The organism is Spirosoma spitsbergense DSM 19989, from assembly GCF_000374085.1.
GTDB lineage: Bacteria > Bacteroidota > Bacteroidia > Cytophagales > Spirosomataceae > Spirosoma > Spirosoma spitsbergense.
On record NZ_KB893566.1, the window covers coordinates 1 to 19,601 of the forward strand.

Sequence of the window (19,601 nt, forward strand, 5' to 3'; positions counted from 1 at the left end):
GGTGCTGGTTCATCGTAGCAAAATCGAGGTAGGTTTCAAACTGCAACCGCATGGTATTTTCGGCATACTGGTCGCTGTGGCGAGCCAATTGCAGAAAGTTGATTCGGTGACGAACACTCAAAAACAGCATCAGAATGTGGTGTATAAATTGNCGACGGGGTTTGGTCAAATCGGGCAGGTTAGCTACTATTGTACTCAGTAGGGCTGGTCCTTGCATAAAGGCGTTGTTTGGTTTGGATGTCAGATACCCAAAACTAACACGCCTTTTTCATATCCCTAAAAATTGACGAACCATTGCTCAGTAGTAGTTAACTAAAACAGGTGAGAATATAGCCCGTTTTATAAAACCGGTTAGCAATTGACATTTGGCTTTATTTACAGGCGGGAGTTGCTCAATTGCTAGAGCGGTAGCCTCCCAAGCTGCAGGCCGTGGGTTCGAACCTCATTTTCGATCACCCATAACCACATGAAGATAAGCCGGTTAATTGAGTTAACCGGCTTATTCTTTAGATGAAGTAGCCGATTTGCACCCTGGTTTTACTTTGTCGCTCTACTTACAAGAAAGCTCAGGGAGCACTTTTCGTACCCTGGAAAGTAAAGTACGAAGATAGATGCTTACGCCACCTTACAGCTTACACCCTCCATAGCCTGCAATGCCCGCAGGAACGTGTTGGCAGGGTGAACTTTCAGGGTGCGTGATTGCAGACTGACTTCGATACGCTCCTGATGGTCCACCACGTTCAGCGACAGGGTACAGGTGCCAGGGTGGGCATTAACGAGGTCGTTGATCTGAGCGACCAGTTGGGCACTGAGCGAGTCTATGGTGAGTGATACGCGGAGTTCCTTGCAGAATTTCTCGCGCATTTCGGTCAGGAGCCGGATCGTAACGGCTTTAAATTCCAGGTTATCCGAGTTCCAGCGGTTCTGGGTTTTTCCGGTGATGTGCAGGAACCGGCCCACCTCGATGTACTGCCCCAGCCGGACATAATCCTCCCCAAACAGAGCCAGTTCGATGGAGGTGTTGTAATCCTCGATTTTGAAGATACAGAACGGGTTGCCGTTTTTGGCAATCTTGGTCTGCATGGCCGATACGATACCTGCTACCTTGATTTCGGGCTGACGGGTTTCGTAAATCTTGTCCAGCGTGCAATTGCAGAAACCGTCCAGTTCGAGCCGGAATTCGTCGAGCGGGTGGCCGGTAATGTAAAACCCAACCACGTCTTTCTCGAATTTGAGTTTTTCGATCTGATTCCATTCCGTTACCACGGGCGGTTTGGGTCGGGAGAGCATAGGCTCTCCGCCCATCATCGCGCCAAAAAGCGATTGCTGGGCGGCAGCTTTCTCGGCGTGGTAGTTGTTGGCGTAGCGAATAATCTTGTCCAGAAAAGGGGATGTATCGCCTTCCGCCAGCTCGAAATACTGCGCCCGGTGGTATTCGTCGATGCTATCGAACGCCCCGGCGTAGGCCAGTGATTCGAACGTTTTCTTGTTCACTGTGCGGAGATTAACCCGAATGGCAAAGTCGAAGATATCTTTGAACGGGCCACCCGCGTTACGCTCTTCGATGATGGCTTCTACGGCAGCATCACCCGCGCCTTTGATACCACCCAGTCCGAACCGGATTTCGCCTTTTTTATTGACCCCGAAGAATCGCTCCGACTCATTCACGTCCGGCCCTAATACCGGCAGGCTGAGGTTTTTACATTCTTCCATGAAGAACGTAATCTTGTCAATCGTACCCAGGCAGCTCGTCAGTACGGCGGCCATGTACTCCGAGGTGTAGTGGGCCTTGAGGTAAGCCGTCTGGTAGGCGACGAAAGCGTAGCAGGTGGAGTGCGATTTGTTGAAGGCGTACGACGCGAAGGCTTCCCAGTCAGTCCAGACTTTTTCGCAGATCTTAGGATTTAATCCGTTGGCTTTACAGCCGTCCATGAACTTGCCCTTCATTTTGTCGAGCACGTCTTTCTGCTTCTTACCCATGGCTTTCCGCAGCACGTCGGCATCGCCTTTGGTGAAGTTGCCGAGCTTCTGCGACAGCAGCATCAACTGCTCCTGATAGACCGTAATGCCGTAGGTATCACCCAGGTACTCCTCCATTTCGGGCAGGTCGTACTTTACTTCTTCGCGGCCGTGCTTCCGGTTGATGTAATTCGGGATGTAGGCGATCGGGCCCGGGCGGTACAGGGCGTTCATGGCAATGAGGTCCTCAAAGCGGTCAGGCTTGAGGTCCTTCATGTGCTTTTTCATACCATCCGATTCAAACTGGAAGATGGCATTGGTTTCGCCCCGCTGAAACAGTTCGTACGTTGCCGGATCGTCGAGCGGGATATTGTCTATTTCGATGGCTATGCCGTGGTTCTGCTTGATGAGTCGCAGGCATTCCTTAATGATGGTGAGGTTGCGAAGCCCCAGAAAGTCCATCTTAATTACCCCTGCATCCTCAATGACCTTACCCTCGTACTGAGTGATAATCAGGTTCGTATCTTTCGATGTAGAGACCGGTACAATGTCCGACAGATCGCTGGGGGCAATGATGATACCGGCTGCGTGAACACCCGTGTTCCGAACCGTACCTTCCAGCCGACGCGCCTGTTGCAACACGTTCTGAACCTTCTCGGTATCAATCATTTTCATGGAACGCCCTACACTTTGGTCGCCCGCTTCCAGTGCCCGCATCTTCTTTACGTTCTCCACCTCGTCGGGCTGGATAACGTTGGACAGTCCGCCCGGTCCGTCTATGGGATCCTCAAAAATGCGCTTGAGGGTCATGTTGTAGGTCGGCTTGTCCGGTACGAGTTTAGCCAGCATGTTGGCGTCGCTCAGCGGCAGATCCATTACGCGGGACACGTCTTTGATGGCCGATTTAGCCGCCATGGTGCCGTAGGTAACGATAGCCGCCACCTGCTGCTTACCATATTTCTGCACCACGTAATCGATCACCTTCTGCCGACCTTCATCGTCGAAGTCGGTGTCGATATCGGGCATCGACTTCCGGTCGGGGTTCAGGAATCGCTCAAACAGCAAGTCGTATTTTATCGGGTCAATGTTAGTAATACCCGTACAATACGCCACTACGGAACCAGCCGCCGAACCACGCCCCGGCCCAATCATCACACCCAAATCGCGCCCGGCCTGGATAAAGTCTGCCACGATGAGGAAGTAACCGGCAAATCCCATCGTTCGGATGGTAAACAACTCGAAATCAATACGCTCCTGAACGTGAGGCAGGATATCGACGTAGCGGTCTTTGGCCCCCATATAGGTCAGGTGGCGCAGGTATTCCCACTGGTTCAGCACATCGTCGGTATGTTGCTGGAACTCCTTCGGAATGGGGAAGTTGGGAAGCATGATATCCCGCTTCAGCTTCAGCACGTCCACCTTACCAACAATCTCATTGGTATTATCGATGGCTTCGGGCAGGTCCTTGAAAAGCGTGCTCATCTCCTGCGTGTTCTTGAAATAGAACTGGTCGGAGAAGAACGCGAAGCGCGTGTTTTTGGGCATCACATCGTCGTCGCTGAAATCCTTCATCGACGGGGTGCTCTGCTTTTCGTTGGTGTTCACGCACAGTAGAATGTCGTGCGCTACCCAGTCGTCCTGATCCACGTAATGAGAATCGTTGGAGGCAATAATCTTGACGTTGTACTTACGGGCAAACTTGATGAGCACCTCGTTGGCCTTGATTTGGTCCGGAATCTCGTGGCGTTGCAACTCGACGTAATAATCCTCGCCGAACCGGTCGAGCCACCATTTGAATTCAATCTCGCCCGCTTCCTCGCCCTTTTTCAGTATCGTTTTGGGCACCGAAGCCCCAATGCAGCAGGTGGAGGCAATAAGCCCTTCCTTATACTGTTCGATCAGGGCTTTGGTAACGCGCGGATACTTACCGTACAGTCCTTCCATGTAGCCCAGCGAGCAGAGTTTCGCCAGATTTTTGTAGCCCTGCGCGTTTTTGGCCAGCAGCAACTGGTGGTACCGAACGTCCTTCTGCTCTTTGGTAAACTGCTTTTTGTGGTGATCCTCCACTACGTAGAACTCACAACCAACAATGGGCTTGATGCCCTGCTTGCTGGCTTCGGCCACAAACTCGAACACACCGAACATGTTGCCGTGGTCCGTAATGGCTACGGCGGGCATATTATCGGCTTTTGCCTTGTTAATCAGCTTTTTAATATTGGCCTGGCCATCGAGTAATGAGTATTGGGTGTGGCAGTGGAGATGAGAGAATTGCATAGGTTCCGCAGATTACAGCTTAAAAATAGCCACTTTCGGCGGGAACGTGTAAGGTTACCAGGAGAAATTTTGAAAGATTTTGGGTAACCCGCTGATGGTGAAATACCTGACTTATACTAAGCCTTTTACTGCCTGTGCAATCCGCCGTTTTACTTCAGTCCACGTAATGTTGTTTAGGACTATAGGGTCTATCTGCTCCTCGGCGTCATCAAAGTAGGTTAAGGAACGAACAATATACCCTGGATCACTATTTGTGTATTTTACTTTAAACAATCGAAGCATTTGCTCCAGGGTGAAGTGATTGAGTAATTCGGCAACGTCCCAGAAGTCTTTCTTAGCTCCTCGCCCACTAATGGCTCCTAATTTCATGGCAATCACATCGTCAGTTGACCAAAGCCGGACACCTGTCTCTATGGTAAAATTGGCTAACAATGGATAGCGATGAGCCAGAAGATCAACTTTAACCTCTTCAATCATCAGACTGAGCGAATTCCTGCCCTCATCTGTTTTAACCACTCCCGGAAAACAGGTTACTAGTTCGTCAAATACGTCTGCTTCTGAAAATGACTCATTCGTGAATAGATCAAGATCAATCGACAACCGGTGCCCATACCGTAATGAAAGATTTGTACCGCCTGCCAAAGCGAACTGGTCCAGTACAGGCTGTTGCATAAGCCTTTTCAGGAGTTCCAGGGTAGCGGGTTCGATTGTTGCCGTCTGTAGCATCGAAACTGATCAGGAGTGAGATCAAAGATAGTACAGCAAAAGGAAAGGGTTTTCTTTTTGAGGTAGACAGCCTGTGTAACTTCTGTTTTTACGCGTTCGTGACCGTAATAGCGTAAAACCTCTACCATATCATCCCACAGGCCATAGTTCATTACTTTTTCGATAACAAACCGGGCATTGGTTTCGTAGTCGAGCAATTTCATATCTACGTCCCAAAAGGCGGTGCGGGACAGGTTCGGTGAAGCATTCATTAGGGGAAGGCTGTATCTAAAAGTTGTTGCGCTTTTTTAAGGTTTTCGAGCGTAGCGGCCAGGTCTAATTTACCATTAGTCATTACGCGGTATTCACCTTGCCAGCGGGCTACAGTCATAAATTTACCATTACCCATTCTGGCTGATCGCTTGACTGACAGATAGAGCTTTTCACCGATTTCAATTAATTTGTCGTATGCTTCTACACGGGCCTGCGTTCGCTTCATCTCATCTTTTACCTCAATTTTAACGCAAAGCTTCTCATTTTCCAGTTTTCCATGTATGTGGACGAGGATTTTTATGGCACGGCGACAAGATACGAGTTTAATCAGTTATCCCATTCAGTTGCGACAAACAGGCTTTTTATGAAACACCATTGCGGTAATAGACTGACAAATGGGTGTTCAACTTGATAAAAAGACGTGTAACTCAATGGCACGTTGACACTTTTTTATTCATAAAGTTGCATATACAACTTTGATTTTCAATCTTTGGCTTATGAATACCGATAATTACTGCATTGCGGGGCGGCTGCGGATGCTGGCGCGGGTGATGACGGGGAGGTATAATGATGCGTTTGCGCAGGAGGGTGTGACCTCCGCGCAGGCTGGTTTACTGATGCGCATTTTCGCCCAACCGGGCATTCGTCAGGCTACCCTGTCGAAACAATTGCAGATTGAAAAATCGGCGATGAGCCGGGATGTGCAACTCATGCAAAAGAATGGCTGGCTGACCGACAACCGCCGAAATGGCCTTTTCCTGACCGAAGAAGGTACTCTGCTGGCCAGGCGATGCCATAAAATCTGGAAAGCCTTAAACCAGCAGGTATGGGACGAACTTGGTCCCGATACGGTAGCGGGCCTGTCTGCCTTTTCTGATAAAATTCTAACAAATAATGCCCAATGAATACAGACCTCTTATCCCAAATCTGGCTGGCGAACCAGAATGCCGCACAAGGCCCTATTCGCAAACTGACACCCGACAACTACCGCAACCGCCTGACGTCCGAAACGGCTTCGGCGGGATTCATTGCCCTGCACACCGCCGAAGTTATGCACCGCTTTGCCACCATGCTTTTTGGGCGCGAACCCGGCATTCAGATGCAGACCGTCGGGGGTGTTTCAGATGAAGGCAACCCGCTGGATTTAACCTCTGTACAGCAGATGGTAAGCGACAGTTTTGCCATGATTGCAGCCCACATTCAGCAGGTAGGAGATGACCAGTGGACTGAAATCGTTTCGTCGCCCTTTGGCGAAGTGTCCCGGATGCAGCTTCTGGTTTTCCTGATGCACCACAATTCGTACCATGCCGGTCAGATTGCGCAGGCAGCCAAAAAAGGGCAGCTATTTATGGATGCCAGTTAGTCCTGATTCTCACCATTGGAATCATGTTTTCCAGTGTTATCACTAACTACCATTCATGCTACAGGAACATCACTTGCCGGTTCAGCGCACGGCCCGGTACTACACCATCGGCCAACTGACGAACCAGACGAAAAGTATCTGGTTCTGCCTGCACGGGTTTGGGCAACTGGCGCAATATTTCAGCCGGAAATTCACCGACTTAGATGATGGCAAAACGGTCATTGTGGTGCCGGAGGGGTTGTCCCGTATGTACCTCAACAACGACTACCAGCGGGTGGGGGCCTCCTGGCTCACCCGCGAAGACCGTGACCACGAAGTCCACGATTTCATCGGGTATCTGAACGCGCTGTATGACCGCATTCTGGATGGCTTCGACCCCAAAGAAGTGCACATCACGGTACTCGGCTTCTCGCAGGGGGCGGCTACGGCCTGCCGATGGCTGAATGCCAATCACGTTCACGCCCACCGGCTTATTCTGTGGGCAGGGTATTTTCCGCAGGGTGTGTCGGAGATGATTCAGCCGGAGATATTAACCAATACGGAAACGCACTACGTATACGGCAACCAGGACGAATACATACGGGAAATCCCTGATATTGATGGTTATCTGAATCGCTTACGAACGAATATACCCACCCTAAAAGTTACCGCTTTCGATGGGGGGCACCGGGTGGAGCCTGACGCGTTGAAACGGTTAGTGGCCACCACGCAGCCGACTCTGTAGCCGCTGAAAAAATGTTAGTTTTTTGTAACCGCCAATAACCACCACCTCCCCCAAAAGAGCCTGATCTTCCTGTAGAGTAACGACCAAGGGGGTAGATTGATCAGGACGTATTTGCATTTCAGAAGTTTTGTATCCAATCCAGCCAATTCGCAGCGTGATGACTTTGTCGTTGTATTCAGCGGGGATACGCAATTGAAAGTTTCCTTCCGCATTGGTATTAGTGCTTATTGATGTTCCCTGAATGGAGACAAAAGCGCCCGGCAGAACTTCTTTAATAGTCTTTTCAACTACCCGCCCCGTAATGACCCGTACCGAATCGGTCATTGTCTCCTCTCCCATAACGGGCAATACCAAATGGGCCGCCAAGTCGGTGATATGCTGCCGGGTTGGCTCAGGCGGGGTTGGCAACATATCGGCCCGTGCCGCTTGAAATCCCAGTAAACCGGCTGTCAGCAAACTAAAAATCCGGGCGGGGGATCGTAAGGCTGGTGGATCAACAGACAACACCCGGCCAAGTTGCCCCGCCCGAAAGCGTCCGCAACCCGAACCGTTCTGCTGCGCTAACAGGTTGATAACCTGCTGATCGGTCAGGGTAGAAAAATCCACCACTGTTTTTTGGCAACTCGCGCAGAAACGACCCGATCCATCGATAGTCATGTCCTGCCAGGGCTGCTGGCAGGGCGTTGGAATCGTAAGACGAACCGGTTTAGTAGCCATGCAATTCGACCGTTATCGCTAGTTGGACATAATTATCTCTAAACTAAAAAATAAATAACTGGCCGGCAACTGCTACCATTACTTCCGGTGAATGGTCTGCGCCCCGGCCTGCGCCCCAGCCAGAATGGTCATGTCAGCAATCGTTACGTGGGCGGGGGTCGTTACGGCAAACACGATGGAATCGGCAATATCTTCGGGCGTGAGGGGAGTAAAGCCCTGGTAAATCTTGTCGGCCCGCTCTTTATCACCCTTGAATCGGACCATCGAAAACTCTGTTTCTACCGCACCGGGCGCAATGTTGGTCACCTTAATGCCATGCTGGGTTAAATCCAGCCGCATCCCGTTGCTGAGCGCTTCTACGGCGGCTTTACTGGCGCAGTAGACCGCTCCGTTCGGGTACGTTTCTTTGCCTGCCACCGAACTCAGGTTGACGATATGCCCTTTTTTTCGGGTCACCATACCGGGCATAACCGCCTTCGACACGTATAGCAATCCCTGCACATTCCCATCAATCATCTGGTCCCAATCGTCAGGTTCACCATCCTGAATAGCCGACATCCCATAGGCATTTCCCGCACTATTGACCAGAATATCGATAGCCTTCCATTCTTCGGTTAAGGTATTAATGGACTCGTAGACCTCTACCCAGTTTCGTACATCAAAATTGAGCGTCGTAACGGTCGTTTTTGCCCCTAAGTATTCCTGTAATTCATCCAGTCGTTCCTGCCGGCGGCCACAGAGAATCAGGTTAAAATCAAGGTCGGCAAAGGCTTCGGCGGTGGCGCGGCCAATGCCGGAAGTGGCGCCGGTAATAAGTGCAATACGAGCCATAGAAATGATGGTAAGAAAATGATCTCACAAAGATAAACGCCCAATCGGAGGTTTGAGGAATATGACTATTTAATCAGTGAGATGTGTTTTTGAGAAATCCTTATTTTGTTGGTCAATTCATTGATATACAGCGTATTATTTTAAGGATTGGTACGGTTAAAAAAATATTTGGCAGTTTTTGGTTAAGTTTTTGCAACGGTCTTCTCAGCTTATGATTTTGGACAAAAACGGGTTCCTGGATCGTCTGAAAACCACTGACCTGCCGCTAACCCATATCATCCCACATAGGCTTTTTTATAATCACTCCCGGTCCTCTATGCTACCAGAATTTTCGGTTGTTATTCCTACGTACAAACAGCCGGCTGTACTACTCAAATGCCTTGATGCCCTCAGTCGCCAGCGACTGCCGCGCAGCCAATTTGAGATTATTATTGTGGGTGAAGGCGATTTGCCTGAAACCGAAACGGCTGTTCAGCTCTTTACCAAACAGGTTGCCCGTAACGGTGGCCTTCTGGAAGTTCGTTACCTCAGTCAGCCCGAACGGAAAGGGCCAGCCGCTGCCCGAAACCGAGGCTGGCGGGCCGCCCGTGGGCGTATCATTGCGTTTACCGACGAAGATTGCCTGCCCGAACCGGAATGGCTATCGTCGGTACTGCCCTGTTTTCAGCGGGGTGCCCAGGTCATGATGGGTCAGTTGAGGGTTCATTCAAATAACCGGCCAACACCCCTCGACCGTACGGCTACGTTACTGAAAAGAACCGATTTTGTGTCCGCTAACTGCCTTTGCCGAAAAGACACCCTGGAGCGGGTCGGCGGTTTTGAAGAAGCCTTCGACACCGCCTGGCACGAAGACAGTGACCTACAGTTTAAGTTTATTCAGGCGGGTATCCCTATTGGAAAATGTCCCGAGGCCGTGGTGGTTTACCATGTCTGCCCCTACTCCTGGTACGGCCTTCTGCACGATGAGCGTAATAACAGCTACGATGCGCTGCTGTATAAACGGCATCCCCGCTTATTTCGGGAACGGATCCCCGCTTACCGACGGCAGGTACTCCAGTATTATGCGACTGTTTTGAGTATAGCCATCAGCCTTGTTTGTCTGCCGATGGGTCAGGCGTCTATTTCCCTGACCGGATTGGGTATATGGGCAGCCTTATCGTTAGACTTGTTTATGCGATACCTCCCGGGTGGCCCATTGACCTGGCCAATCATTAAACACACTATTATTACAGCACTGGCCACCCCCTTCGTATCGATTTACTGGCGGCTATATGGAGCCTGTAAGTACAAAGTGCTATATCTGTAGAAATCCGACTCCTGTGCTTTGGTTTACACAAATATCTTTCTGTCGTTTTAAGCACAGGGAATCAATAAAAGTCGAATTATTAGTTTGAAATGCCTTCTTTTAGGCCAAAGACCCGAATTCAAACCGAAATTTAAGGAACCAATAACGATTTGATTGTATTTTTGACAGACAGGGACAGTATTACTCAACTGTCCTTATCTGTTCATGAATCATTTGCATCAGGCGTTTAGCGTTCGTTTTACATACACCGTTTTTTTTACTGAGCGGCTTTTTGATACTACCAATTCCGTACTTGCCGATTTTTTTGCCCAGCAGATAAGTGGCGAAACCCGCAGGAAGCTACTGTTCGTTATCGACTCGGGTGTACTTGATTCCCACCCTTATCTGAAAGCTGACATACATACCTACTTCGCTCAACTAGCTGATGCTGTTGATCTTGTCTCGGACATACTCATCATTCCTGGTGGGGAAATGGCCAAAAACGAACCCGCTTACGTTGAGCAGATCGTTGATGCCGTTGATCGCTATGGTGTTGACCGGCATTCGTACGTAGTAGGTATTGGGGGCGGTTCGGTGCTGGATTTGGTAGGCTATGCAGCCGGCATTTCGCACCGGGGCATCCGACACATCCGCATTCCCACAACGGTGCTTTCCCAGAATGACTCTGGCGTTGGCGTCAAAAACGGCGTGAACTACCGGGGTAAGAAAAATTTCCTCGGCACCTTCGTTCCACCCGTAGCAGTGTTCAATGATAGTCAGTTTCTGACCACGCTCGACGACCGCGACTGGCGGGCGGGTATTGCCGAAGCGGTGAAAGTTGCCCTGATCAAAGATGCCGATTTCTTCGAGTGGATCGAAACCAGTGCCGAAGCACTGGCCACCCGTGATAAATCAGCGATGGATTACCTTATTCACCGCTGCGCGGAGATGCATCTGGCCCATATTTCGGGGGGCGACCCGTTCGAGATGGGGTCTTCCCGCCCGCTGGATTTTGGTCACTGGAGTGCCCACAAACTCGAACAGCTCACCAATTTTGACCTGCGTCATGGCGAAGCGGTCGCTATTGGTATTGCGCTGGATAGTTTATACTCCCAGCAAATCGGCTGGCTTACCGAAGCCGATGCCAACCGAATTCTTACCACGCTGCGTACCCTTGGCTTTTCGCTTTACCAACCAATGCTGGATGCCAACAACAGCGAAGGCGTGTTGAAAGGACTGGCCGAGTTTCGGGAACATCTGGGCGGTCAGCTTACCATCATGCTATTGAAAAGTATTGGCAAGGGCGTAGAAGTACACGAAATGGATACTGACCAGATCCGGCGGGCCATTGCCACCCTGAAAGAGCAGGAACAACAGGCACTGCCCGCATGAAAACACTCCTTGGACACCTCGGCTACTGCACTAATATTCATCCGGGCGAAACCTGGACCGACCATTTTGCGGCCTTGCAGGAAGCCATTCCAGAGTTGAAAAAGCGACTTTCGCCCGATGCGCCATTTGGCATCGGACTGCGGCTGTCCAACATCGCCAGTGAAGAACTGGAACACCCCGACAACCTGGTAGCTTTCCAGCACTGGCTGGCCGACAACGAGTGTTACGTCTTTACGATGAACGGTTTTCCGTTTGGCGGTTTCCACGATGTTCGGGTGAAAGATCAGGTACACACCCCCGACTGGACCACCGAAGCAAGGGTCGAGTATACCAAACGGCTGTTTCGGATTTTGTCTGTGTTACTGCCCGTCGATGAACTGGGCAACCCCATACAGGGGGGCGTTTCTACTTCACCACTTTCTTACCGGCACTGGTTCGAGTGGGAGCAACCCGCAGCCCGCGATTATATTTTTTCGCAGACAACGCAGAACGTACTTGAAGTGGTGGCCGAACTGGTCCGGCTGCGGCAGCAAACCGACCGGCTCATGCACCTCGATCTGGAACCGGAACCCGATGGCGTAATCGAAACTGCCGATGAGTTTATTGCTTGGTATACGGATTATTTACTGCCCATGGGCATCGAGCAACTGAGCGAGCAGTTTGGCCTGACCGACGAAGAAGCGGAAGCCACAATCTGCGAACACGTCCGGCTTTGTTACGACGTTTGCCACTTTGCCGTTGGGTACGAACGCCCGGCCGATGTGCTGGATAAACTCAAAAATTACGGGCTGCGCGTCGGAAAAATTCAGATTAGCGCGGCTCTGAAAGCGGAGTTTCCGGCACCGGATTCGGCCGATGCATTAGCCGAACGGGAACGGATTAAACAGGCGTTTGCCGAGTTCAATGAACCCACGTATCTGCATCAGGTTGTTTCAGGAACTCAATCGGGCGAGTTGCTGCGTTTTCCGGATTTACCCGAAGCCCTGGCTGCATTCGACGACGAACACACCGAGTGGCGGGCGCATTTTCACGTCCCGCTGTTTGTAGCTGATTACGGTTTATTGAAGTCGACACAGGATGATATTCGTGAGGTACTGCGCCTGCAGGCCGAACGGGCGTTTACGAGCCAGATGGAAGTAGAAACCTACACCTGGGGCGTGTTGCCCGGTGAATTGAAAAAGGATTTGATCGACTCCATTGAACGGGAGTTGACGTGGGTGATAAAACAATTGTGAATGAGTGAATGAGCGAATGAGTGAATAACCAGCGCAGGAAGGTTTAGACCGGCGGTTATTCACTCATTCACTCATTCGCTCATTCACTCATTCCTAATGATGAAAAAGACCGTAGTACTCGACGTAGTGGGCTTGTCTTATTCGCTGATTGGCGAGCACACACCTTTTCTGAAACAGTGGTTTGCCAGTAAACACCAGGCTACCATCGACCCCATGCTTCCCGCTGTCACAACGTCCGTACAGTCTACGTACGTAACGGGCAAATGGCCTAGTGAAACGGGTATTGTTGGCAATGGCTGGTATGACCGGACCGATGCCGAAGTGAAATTCTGGAAGCAGTCGAACAAGCTGGTGGCGGGGGAGAAAATCTGGGAAGCGGCCAAAAAGATCGATCCCAGTTTCACTGTTTCCAAAATGTTCTGGTGGTACAACATGTACTCCACGGCTGATTTCTCGGCTACGCCCCGGCCACAATACCCATCGGATGGCATGAAATTGCCGGATTGCTATACCCACCCCGCCGACCTCCGTGACAAATTACAGAAGGAACTCGGCACATTCCCGCTGTTTCAGTTCTGGGGACCTGCTACCACCATTAAATGCAGCCGCTGGATTGCCGATGCCTCCCTGCTGGTCGACAAATGGCACAACCCAACCCTAACACTGATTTATCTGCCGCATCTGGACTATTGCCTGCAAAAGTTCGGCGGTCCCGCGTCCGGGCAGGATTTTTCAGTAATTGCCAAAGACCTGCGCGAGATTGACGACGTTTGCCGGGACCTGATTCAGTACTATGAGAAACAGGGTGCCGAAGTGATTGTACTGTCGGAATACGGGATTACGAATGTCAGTAAGCCCATTCATATCAACCGGATTTTGCGCGAAGCGGGTATGATTCGCTACCGGGAGGAGCGCGGTCTGGAAATGTTCGATGCCGGGGCTTCACCCGCCTTCGCTACTCCGGACCATCAGATTGCCCATGTCTACATCAACGAACCTTCAGTAGCTGGGAAGGTGAGGGCCTTGCTGGAAAAAACGCCGGGTATTGAGTTAGTACTGGATAAAGAACAGCAGAAGAAATATCACATTGATCACGAACGGTCGGGCGATTTAGTCGTGGTGGCCGATGCCGATAGCTGGTTTACCTACTACTACTGGCTTGATGATGCCCGCGCCCCGGACTATGCCCGGCTGGTAGCCATTCACCAGAAACCCGGCTACGATCCTGTCGAGATGTTTATGGACCAGACCAACCCACTTATCAAACTCAAAGCAGGGTATAAGTTAGGGCGTAAATTACTCGGCTTCCGGTATCTCATGAACGTCATTTCGCTGGATGCTACCCTCATCAAAGGCTCACACGGGCGGGTAGATACGGCTCCCGAACACCATCCGGTATTTGTGAGCAGCCGGAACGTCGGTAAATCGATGAAAGCGACGGATGTGTATGACCAAATCTGGAACACGCTTACCGTCGATAGGGCGCAAAAACAGATTCAGTAAGTTCTTGGTTATTACGTTGAAAAGACGTAGTTTGACCATATGAAAGCACTAATCATCGTTCTTCTGTTGTTGGTTTCTGCCTGTGCATCGCACCGTACCCCAGCCGTAAATGCTCCGGTTGATGGGGCTGAGTACTATCAGCGCAGCCAACCAATTGCCGGCTTTCAACAACGCCTTTACCCAGACCCAGAAGGCGGGTTAGGTCACTCGCAGGACCCTGATATCAAAGTGACGGATATCCGGCTGACGGCCACGTATACAGTATTGTACATGCGGTACGGTAAAGATCCGGACGGACGGAACAACAACTTTTACGGTTCGAGTGCCATTTCGTTCAATCCAAAAGCGGTATTAGCATCGGCAGATGGCCGAAAAACGTACGCACTGCTCAAAACAGAAGGTATTCCAATGACACCTGAAACGCTCGACATCAAAAATGATCAGCGGATACCCTTTGTGCTCTACTTCGAGCGGCTGGACCCCGGCGTTGAGTCCTTCGATTTATTCGAGTGTAAGAGCGATAACGAAAACTCCTGCTTTAACGTGGCAGGTATGACCGTCCGGAATCCAGACCGCTCTGCCGGTTCAAACTAGGGTCATGTTCGACAGCCTGCGCCAGACGCTCGAAACCCAGCAGCCTTTATCGGACACAGACTGGCTGGCTTTTCAATCGTGTTTGCAGCAAAAAAGATACGCCAAAAATGAACTTCTGCTGCAAACCGGGCAGGTATGCCGGGGCATCTGGTTCGTTCAAAAGGGAGCCGTTCGGAGTTACGTAAGCAAAGATGGTACCGAGGTTCATACCGGCTTTTCGTTCGAGAATGATTTCGTTACCGCCTATGAAAGTATGACCAGGCAGGAACCTTCCTCCGTTATGCTGGTAGCACTGGAGCCGTTGGAAGCCATCTATTTCGGGCGCGACGAACTGATAAATCTGTATCAGCAGGCACCGTCACTGACGCAGTTAGGTCGATTGATTTTGGAAAAAGTGATTGTACTGCAACAACACTATGCGTCGCTTTTTACCCTCTATTCGCCCACGGAGCGGTATCAGCGTCTGACGGAGAAATATCCACACATGGTACAGCGCGTGCCGGTTCAGTACATTGCTTCGTATCTCGGTATGGCCCGCGAAACGCTCAGCCGTATTCGCCAAAAAAAATGACCCCATGTTGATTTTGTGATTTTCGTCAATTGACGGGCACTGACCGCTGAAGACCTTTGTGCAAATCAAACACAGAAGCGCATGAACAGTCTCTTTTTGTGGCTCCTCTTCGGCGTCACCTTACCCGTTTCATCTCAGGACCAATCAATTAAAAAAATGGACGAACAGATCAAAACCGTTATTCAAACCTACGCTACGGGTGGAGCAACCCGTAATATCGAGCAGATTTCGGGTACATTAAGCCCCGAATTCAGGGTCATTATCAACCGTTTCAAAGGAGCGACCGGCACAGCCACACTCACCCGCGATGCCTATTTAAGCATGATGGACAGTGGTAAAATTGGTGGAGCTACGTATCAGTTAAACTTTGTTAAGGTGAGCGTTTATAAACATACCGCCGAAGCAGAAGTGTGGTACCGGGGTGAAAAATCAGATATGCACAATTTCTTTTTTCTGGTGCAGAACGAACAGGATAAATGGCAAATAGTCAGTACGATGGCCATTACCGAACCGAAATAACCCTTTTTTCAACGCAGATTTTCTTATGGGCTGTACCTACTACCTGTAAGTACAGCCCATTTTTTCTGTCCTTCTGCACACCGAACGCCCAAATCAGACGTTAGAAAGAGAGTAACTCTATCTAGTTAGTGTTGATTATGTCTTTTTTTGTCCGTATTATTTCCCGTTTCCGCGTACCTCTTTTTTTAGTTGCCGGCCTCTTTTTCAGCCTCGTTGCGCTTGCCCAGGTCACCCTGAAATACCGGTTGTTAACCAGCTACATGTTAAATGCCGACGCTTCCGTCAATAAGGGAAGATCCACGCTGCTTGTGTTTGAACAGGCCGACGAGTTCAGGAAAGCATTTAAACCAGATGATACCGGCAAACGGCCCTCTCCCGTAAATTTCACGAAAGAAACGGCAATTGGTATTGTCATACCGCCCACAAGCAAGCCCCCTAAATTATCGGTCAGTCGGGTATTTGTGCAGGATTCCGTTTTGACGATTCGCTACATTCGCCTGAAAGACACGACTGTTATAAATCATCCGCTGCCCGCTGCTATTCAGCCGATGCTGCTGCTGGCTATTCCGAAGCAAACCGTTCTGAAAACCCGGCTTATCGAGAATGGTAAAGTTGTGCAGACAATAACGACCAGGCACAAAGACAGCTAGTTATTCCACGCCTTTCACCCGCATTGGCAGTGTATACACCGACTCCGTGGCGGTGATGAACAGGACATTACGCGCCTTGCCGCCAAAGCAGAGATTGCCCACCCAGCGGGATGGAACCGGAATGGTACCCAATTTTTCCCCGGCTGGCGAATAGACGGTTACGCCTTTGCCCGACAGGTAAAGGTTACCCTGATTATCAAGCGTCATGCCATCGGAACCCTGCGAAACGAACAGTTGTCGATTCGTTAACGCACCACTGGCGGCAATGTCGTACTTATATGTCTTGCCGGCCCGGATGTCGGCTACGTACAGGTGCTTCCCGTCGGGCGTTCCTACAATACCGTTGGGCTGCTGTAAATCGGCATCAACTATGATGGGTGTCTGTTTCCCTTTGGGCAGGAAGTATACCTTCTGCCCGTCGATATCCGGCTTTTTCCGTTCCCAGTAATCGCGCTGATAGTAGGGGTCAGTGAAGTAAATGCCGCCTTTGGGGGCAATCCACAAATCATTCGGGCCGTTCAGTTTCTTACCCTCAACGTCGGTGAGCAGAACGGTTATTTTCTTATCCGGACTGATGGACCATAGTTCATTTTGGGCATCGGCGCAGGAAACCAAATTCCCCTTTTTATCGAAGTACAGCCCATTTGAGCGGCCTGTTTTATCCATGTACAGGGATAATTTACCGTTTGTGTCGTACAACCATATTTTATCATTGGGCTGGTCGGTGAAGTAAATATCCCCTTTCTTATTAACGGCAGGACCCTCGGTAAAGGTAAACTGACTGGATACCTGCTTAAGCTCTGCATTCGGTGCTACCACCGATATTGAATCAAGTCTACCAGACTGAGCCTGTATAGTTGTTGCGATGGCCATCATTCCTACTAATGTCAACCCTGCTTTGCTGTAGTAATTCATAGACGTGTTTGATACACTGTGTTGTACGTTTAACGTATTGTTTTTACGTAAAACCAAAAAAACACGTTAAACTACCGCCTGAAGGCCAACTTTACCTGACCAGTTTGCTACGTAAAGATACACTACGCCCCAAAAGTTTGAACCCGAATACCACTCTGCCTGAACTCAATTAGGGTAAAATCTGCGCCGTCCGGGCCCAACTCATTCCGGAACGGGGAAGGGTCTGCCCTTAGATCGTCAAATCGGCCTGGTTGAGGGTAATCTGCATACCCATGTTCATTAAGCCGGAGAAACCTTCACCAAACACAACACAAAGGGTAATTATCTGTAAGTTTATAGGATGAAACCAGCGAGTAAAAATATCCTGATTACCGGCGTTTCCACGGGTATCGGCTACGGAGCCGCCAAACAGTTTATACAGAGCGGATATACTGTTTTTGGTAGTGTACGAAGCCAGGCCGATGCCAACCGGCTAAAGGCCGAACTGGGCGAATCATTTATCCCCCTTGTATTCGACGTGACCGACGCGGGGACAGTAACCAAAGCGGCCGGGTGGCTGGCGGAACACCTGGCAGGGAGCGGCCTGGGTGGGCTCATCAATAATGCGGGCATCGCCATTGGCGGCCCGCTGCAGGATCAGCCGATGGATGTGTTCAGAAAGCATTTCGAGGTCAATGTGATGGGGTTAGTGCAGGTCACTCAGGCATTTTTACCCCTGCTGGGCGCCAGAGAGAATCACGCGGTCAGACCGGGGCGGATTCAGAACATCAGTTCGGTAAATGGACAGGTGGCTATTCCGTTCATGAGTGCCTATGTTGGATCGAAACATGCCGTAGAGGGGCTTTCCCACAGCCTGCGCCGGGAACTGGCCCTGTTTGGTATTGATGTGGTTATCGTTGGGCCGGGTGCCGTCAAGACACCCATCTGGGGTAAGGGTACGGATATTAGCCGGTACCAGAACACTCCCTATTATCCTGCTATGCAGTGGTTTCTCAAGCAGGTCGAATCGGCCGAAGCACGTGGCTTATCAGTTGATTATCTGGGCAGACGTCTCGTTGCCATTCACGAAGCTACCCGCCCCCGGGTCCGGTATGCGCTGGTACCTAACAAACTGGTGGGGTGGACGCTGCCCCGACTGCTGCCCGCCCGGGCAATAGACTGGGTGCTGGGGCGAGTGAGCGGCCTAAAACCAGCAAAATCCTGATTTTACGATGACACTCAAGCCCGCTTTCCAGAAAGACGACGAGTTACTCAGGGACATGGCCCAGTGCCGCAGTCAACCCGACAGGCTGCACATCTGGTGGCTTGGTCAGAGTGGCTTTTTGCTGCAATACAACAATAGTCATCTGCTGTTCGACCCTTACCTGTCCGACTCACTGAGTCGGAAATACGCCAATACCGACAAGCCGCACGTGCGTTTGTCAGAACGAGTCATCGACCCCGCCCGGTTGACGATGATTGATGTGGTTACCTCAAGTCACAACCATACTGACCATCTGGATGCCGAAACGTTACGCCCCCTTATGGTGTCTAATCCCGCGCTGCAATTTGTTATTCCCGAAGCGAACCGGGCATTCATTGCCGACCGGCTTCAGGCTGATTCTGGCTGGCCGGTTGGATTGACCGACGGGCAGTCGGCTACGATTGGTCCGTTCACGTTTCATGGCGTTCCGGCCGCTCACAACGAACTGGAGCGGGATGACGCAGGGTGTTGTAAATTCATGGGATTTGTGGTCGAAACAAACGGGGAGAACGATAAGCCGTTCCGTGTGTACCACTCAGGCGATACGCTCTGGTATGATGGTATGGTGGATATACTCCGGCCCTTTGCGGTTGACATTGCCTTTCTGCCCATTAACGGTAACAAACCCGAACGGCGGGTGGCCGGTAACCTCAACGCCGACGAAGCCGCCCGACTAGGGCACGCTATAGAAGCAAAACTGGTTGTACCCCATCACTACGACTTATTCGCTTTCAACACCGCTGACCCAAACGACTTCATAATCGCCTGCCAGCAGTATGGCACCCCGCATCACATCATGCAGTTAGGCGAGCGGATCAGCCTGAGCCGGTAGACGTTGCGCTCCCATT

General features: G+C 50.7%; 20 protein-coding genes. 13 read left to right on the forward strand and 7 right to left on the reverse strand.

Annotated elements, in window-relative coordinates; genetic code table 11:
* Positions 1-615: 615 nt before the first annotated feature.
* From dnaE to B157_RS0122150, 4 genes are all read right to left on the reverse strand, one after another.
* A complete protein-coding gene (dnaE, locus tag B157_RS0122135) occupies positions 616-4,233 on the reverse strand; it encodes a DNA polymerase III subunit alpha (RefSeq protein WP_026308887.1) in 3,618 nt (1,205 codons plus the stop codon).
* Positions 4,234-4,344: 111 nt separating this feature from the next.
* Entirely contained in the window at positions 4,345-4,905 is a 561-nt protein-coding gene (locus tag B157_RS0122140) for a nucleotidyl transferase AbiEii/AbiGii toxin family protein (RefSeq protein WP_020605498.1), read from the reverse strand.
* Positions 4,906-4,913: 8 nt separating this feature from the next.
* A complete protein-coding gene (locus B157_RS0122145; protein WP_020605499.1) occupies positions 4,914-5,210 on the reverse strand; it encodes a DUF6922 domain-containing protein in 297 nt (98 codons plus the stop codon).
* Complete coding sequence (locus B157_RS0122150; protein WP_020605500.1) at positions 5,210-5,437, reverse strand: hypothetical protein; 228 nt, start codon at positions 5,435-5,437, stop codon at positions 5,210-5,212. The genes B157_RS0122145 and B157_RS0122150 overlap by 1 nt, the downstream gene beginning before the upstream one ends.
* Positions 5,438-5,708: 271 nt before the next feature.
* Here B157_RS0122150 and B157_RS0122155 point away from each other — a divergent pair, with 271 nt between their 5' ends.
* Genes B157_RS0122155 through B157_RS0122165 form a run of 3 tightly spaced genes read left to right on the forward strand, consistent with a single transcriptional unit; the run spans position 5,709 to position 7,298 of the window.
* Positions 5,709-6,116 (forward strand): MarR family winged helix-turn-helix transcriptional regulator, encoded by a 408-nt coding sequence (locus B157_RS0122155; protein WP_020605501.1) that lies wholly within the window; start codon positions 5,709-5,711, stop codon positions 6,114-6,116.
* Complete coding sequence (locus tag B157_RS0122160) at positions 6,113-6,574, forward strand: DinB family protein (protein WP_020605502.1); 462 nt, start codon at positions 6,113-6,115, stop codon at positions 6,572-6,574. The genes B157_RS0122155 and B157_RS0122160 overlap by 4 nt, the downstream gene beginning before the upstream one ends.
* A gap of 55 nt (positions 6,575-6,629) precedes the next feature.
* Positions 6,630-7,298, forward strand: coding sequence for an alpha/beta hydrolase (locus tag B157_RS0122165; protein ID WP_020605503.1), 669 nt, complete (start codon positions 6,630-6,632; stop codon positions 7,296-7,298).
* Here B157_RS0122165 and B157_RS0122170 read toward each other — a convergent pair.
* A complete protein-coding gene (locus tag B157_RS0122170) occupies positions 7,269-8,015 on the reverse strand; it encodes a carboxypeptidase-like regulatory domain-containing protein (protein WP_020605504.1) in 747 nt (248 codons plus the stop codon). The genes B157_RS0122165 and B157_RS0122170 overlap by 30 nt on opposite strands.
* Positions 8,016-8,093: 78 nt before the next feature.
* The gene (locus B157_RS0122175; RefSeq protein WP_020605505.1) at positions 8,094-8,846 is read right to left on the reverse strand and encodes an SDR family NAD(P)-dependent oxidoreductase; all 753 of its coding nucleotides are present in this window, start codon (positions 8,844-8,846) and stop codon (positions 8,094-8,096) included.
* Between the two features lie 316 nt (positions 8,847-9,162).
* Between B157_RS0122175 and B157_RS0122180 the strand changes: the two genes are divergently transcribed.
* The 8 genes from B157_RS0122180 to B157_RS0122215 all read left to right on the forward strand — a co-directional run bounded on the left by B157_RS0122180 (position 9,163) and on the right by B157_RS0122215 (position 16,595).
* Positions 9,163-10,152 (forward strand): glycosyltransferase family 2 protein, encoded by a 990-nt coding sequence (locus tag B157_RS0122180; RefSeq protein ID WP_020605506.1) that lies wholly within the window; start codon positions 9,163-9,165, stop codon positions 10,150-10,152.
* Positions 10,153-10,356: 204 nt separating this feature from the next.
* On the forward strand, positions 10,357-11,523 hold the full coding sequence (locus B157_RS0122185; RefSeq protein ID WP_020605507.1) for a 3-dehydroquinate synthase: 1,167 nt from the start codon (positions 10,357-10,359) through the stop codon (positions 11,521-11,523).
* Positions 11,520-12,758 carry a metabolite traffic protein EboE gene (eboE, locus tag B157_RS0122190; protein WP_020605508.1) on the forward strand — a complete coding sequence of 413 codons (1,239 nt, stop codon included), beginning with the start codon at positions 11,520-11,522 and terminating at the stop codon, positions 12,756-12,758. Before B157_RS0122185 ends, eboE begins: the two co-directional genes overlap by 4 nt.
* Before the next feature lie 99 nt (positions 12,759-12,857).
* Positions 12,858-14,261 carry an alkaline phosphatase family protein gene (locus B157_RS0122195; RefSeq protein ID WP_041952241.1) on the forward strand — a complete coding sequence of 468 codons (1,404 nt, stop codon included), beginning with the start codon at positions 12,858-12,860 and terminating at the stop codon, positions 14,259-14,261.
* 39 nt (positions 14,262-14,300) lie between these two features.
* Entirely contained in the window at positions 14,301-14,855 is a 555-nt protein-coding gene (locus B157_RS0122200; RefSeq protein WP_020605510.1) for a hypothetical protein, read from the forward strand.
* A gap of 4 nt (positions 14,856-14,859) precedes the next feature.
* Complete coding sequence (locus tag B157_RS0122205) at positions 14,860-15,426, forward strand: Crp/Fnr family transcriptional regulator (RefSeq protein WP_020605511.1); 567 nt, start codon at positions 14,860-14,862, stop codon at positions 15,424-15,426.
* Positions 15,427-15,507: 81 nt separating this feature from the next.
* Entirely contained in the window at positions 15,508-15,945 is a 438-nt protein-coding gene (locus tag B157_RS0122210) for a nuclear transport factor 2 family protein (RefSeq protein WP_084761857.1), read from the forward strand.
* A gap of 137 nt (positions 15,946-16,082) precedes the next feature.
* Entirely contained in the window at positions 16,083-16,595 is a 513-nt protein-coding gene (locus tag B157_RS0122215; protein WP_026308890.1) for a hypothetical protein, read from the forward strand.
* Here the strand turns inward: B157_RS0122215 and B157_RS0122220 are convergent, their stop codons facing one another.
* Entirely contained in the window at positions 16,596-17,510 is a 915-nt protein-coding gene (locus B157_RS0122220) for an SMP-30/gluconolactonase/LRE family protein (protein ID WP_020605514.1), read from the reverse strand.
* Between the two features lie 340 nt (positions 17,511-17,850).
* On the opposite strand from B157_RS0122220, the gene B157_RS0122225 reads away from it, so the two are divergent.
* Both B157_RS0122225 and B157_RS0122230 read left to right on the forward strand, forming a co-directional pair.
* A complete protein-coding gene (locus B157_RS0122225; RefSeq protein ID WP_020605515.1) occupies positions 17,851-18,714 on the forward strand; it encodes an SDR family NAD(P)-dependent oxidoreductase in 864 nt (287 codons plus the stop codon).
* A 7-nt stretch (positions 18,715-18,721) separates the two neighbouring features.
* Complete coding sequence (locus tag B157_RS0122230) at positions 18,722-19,585, forward strand: MBL fold metallo-hydrolase (RefSeq protein ID WP_020605516.1); 864 nt, start codon at positions 18,722-18,724, stop codon at positions 19,583-19,585.
* Positions 19,586-19,601: the final 16 nt, after the last annotated feature.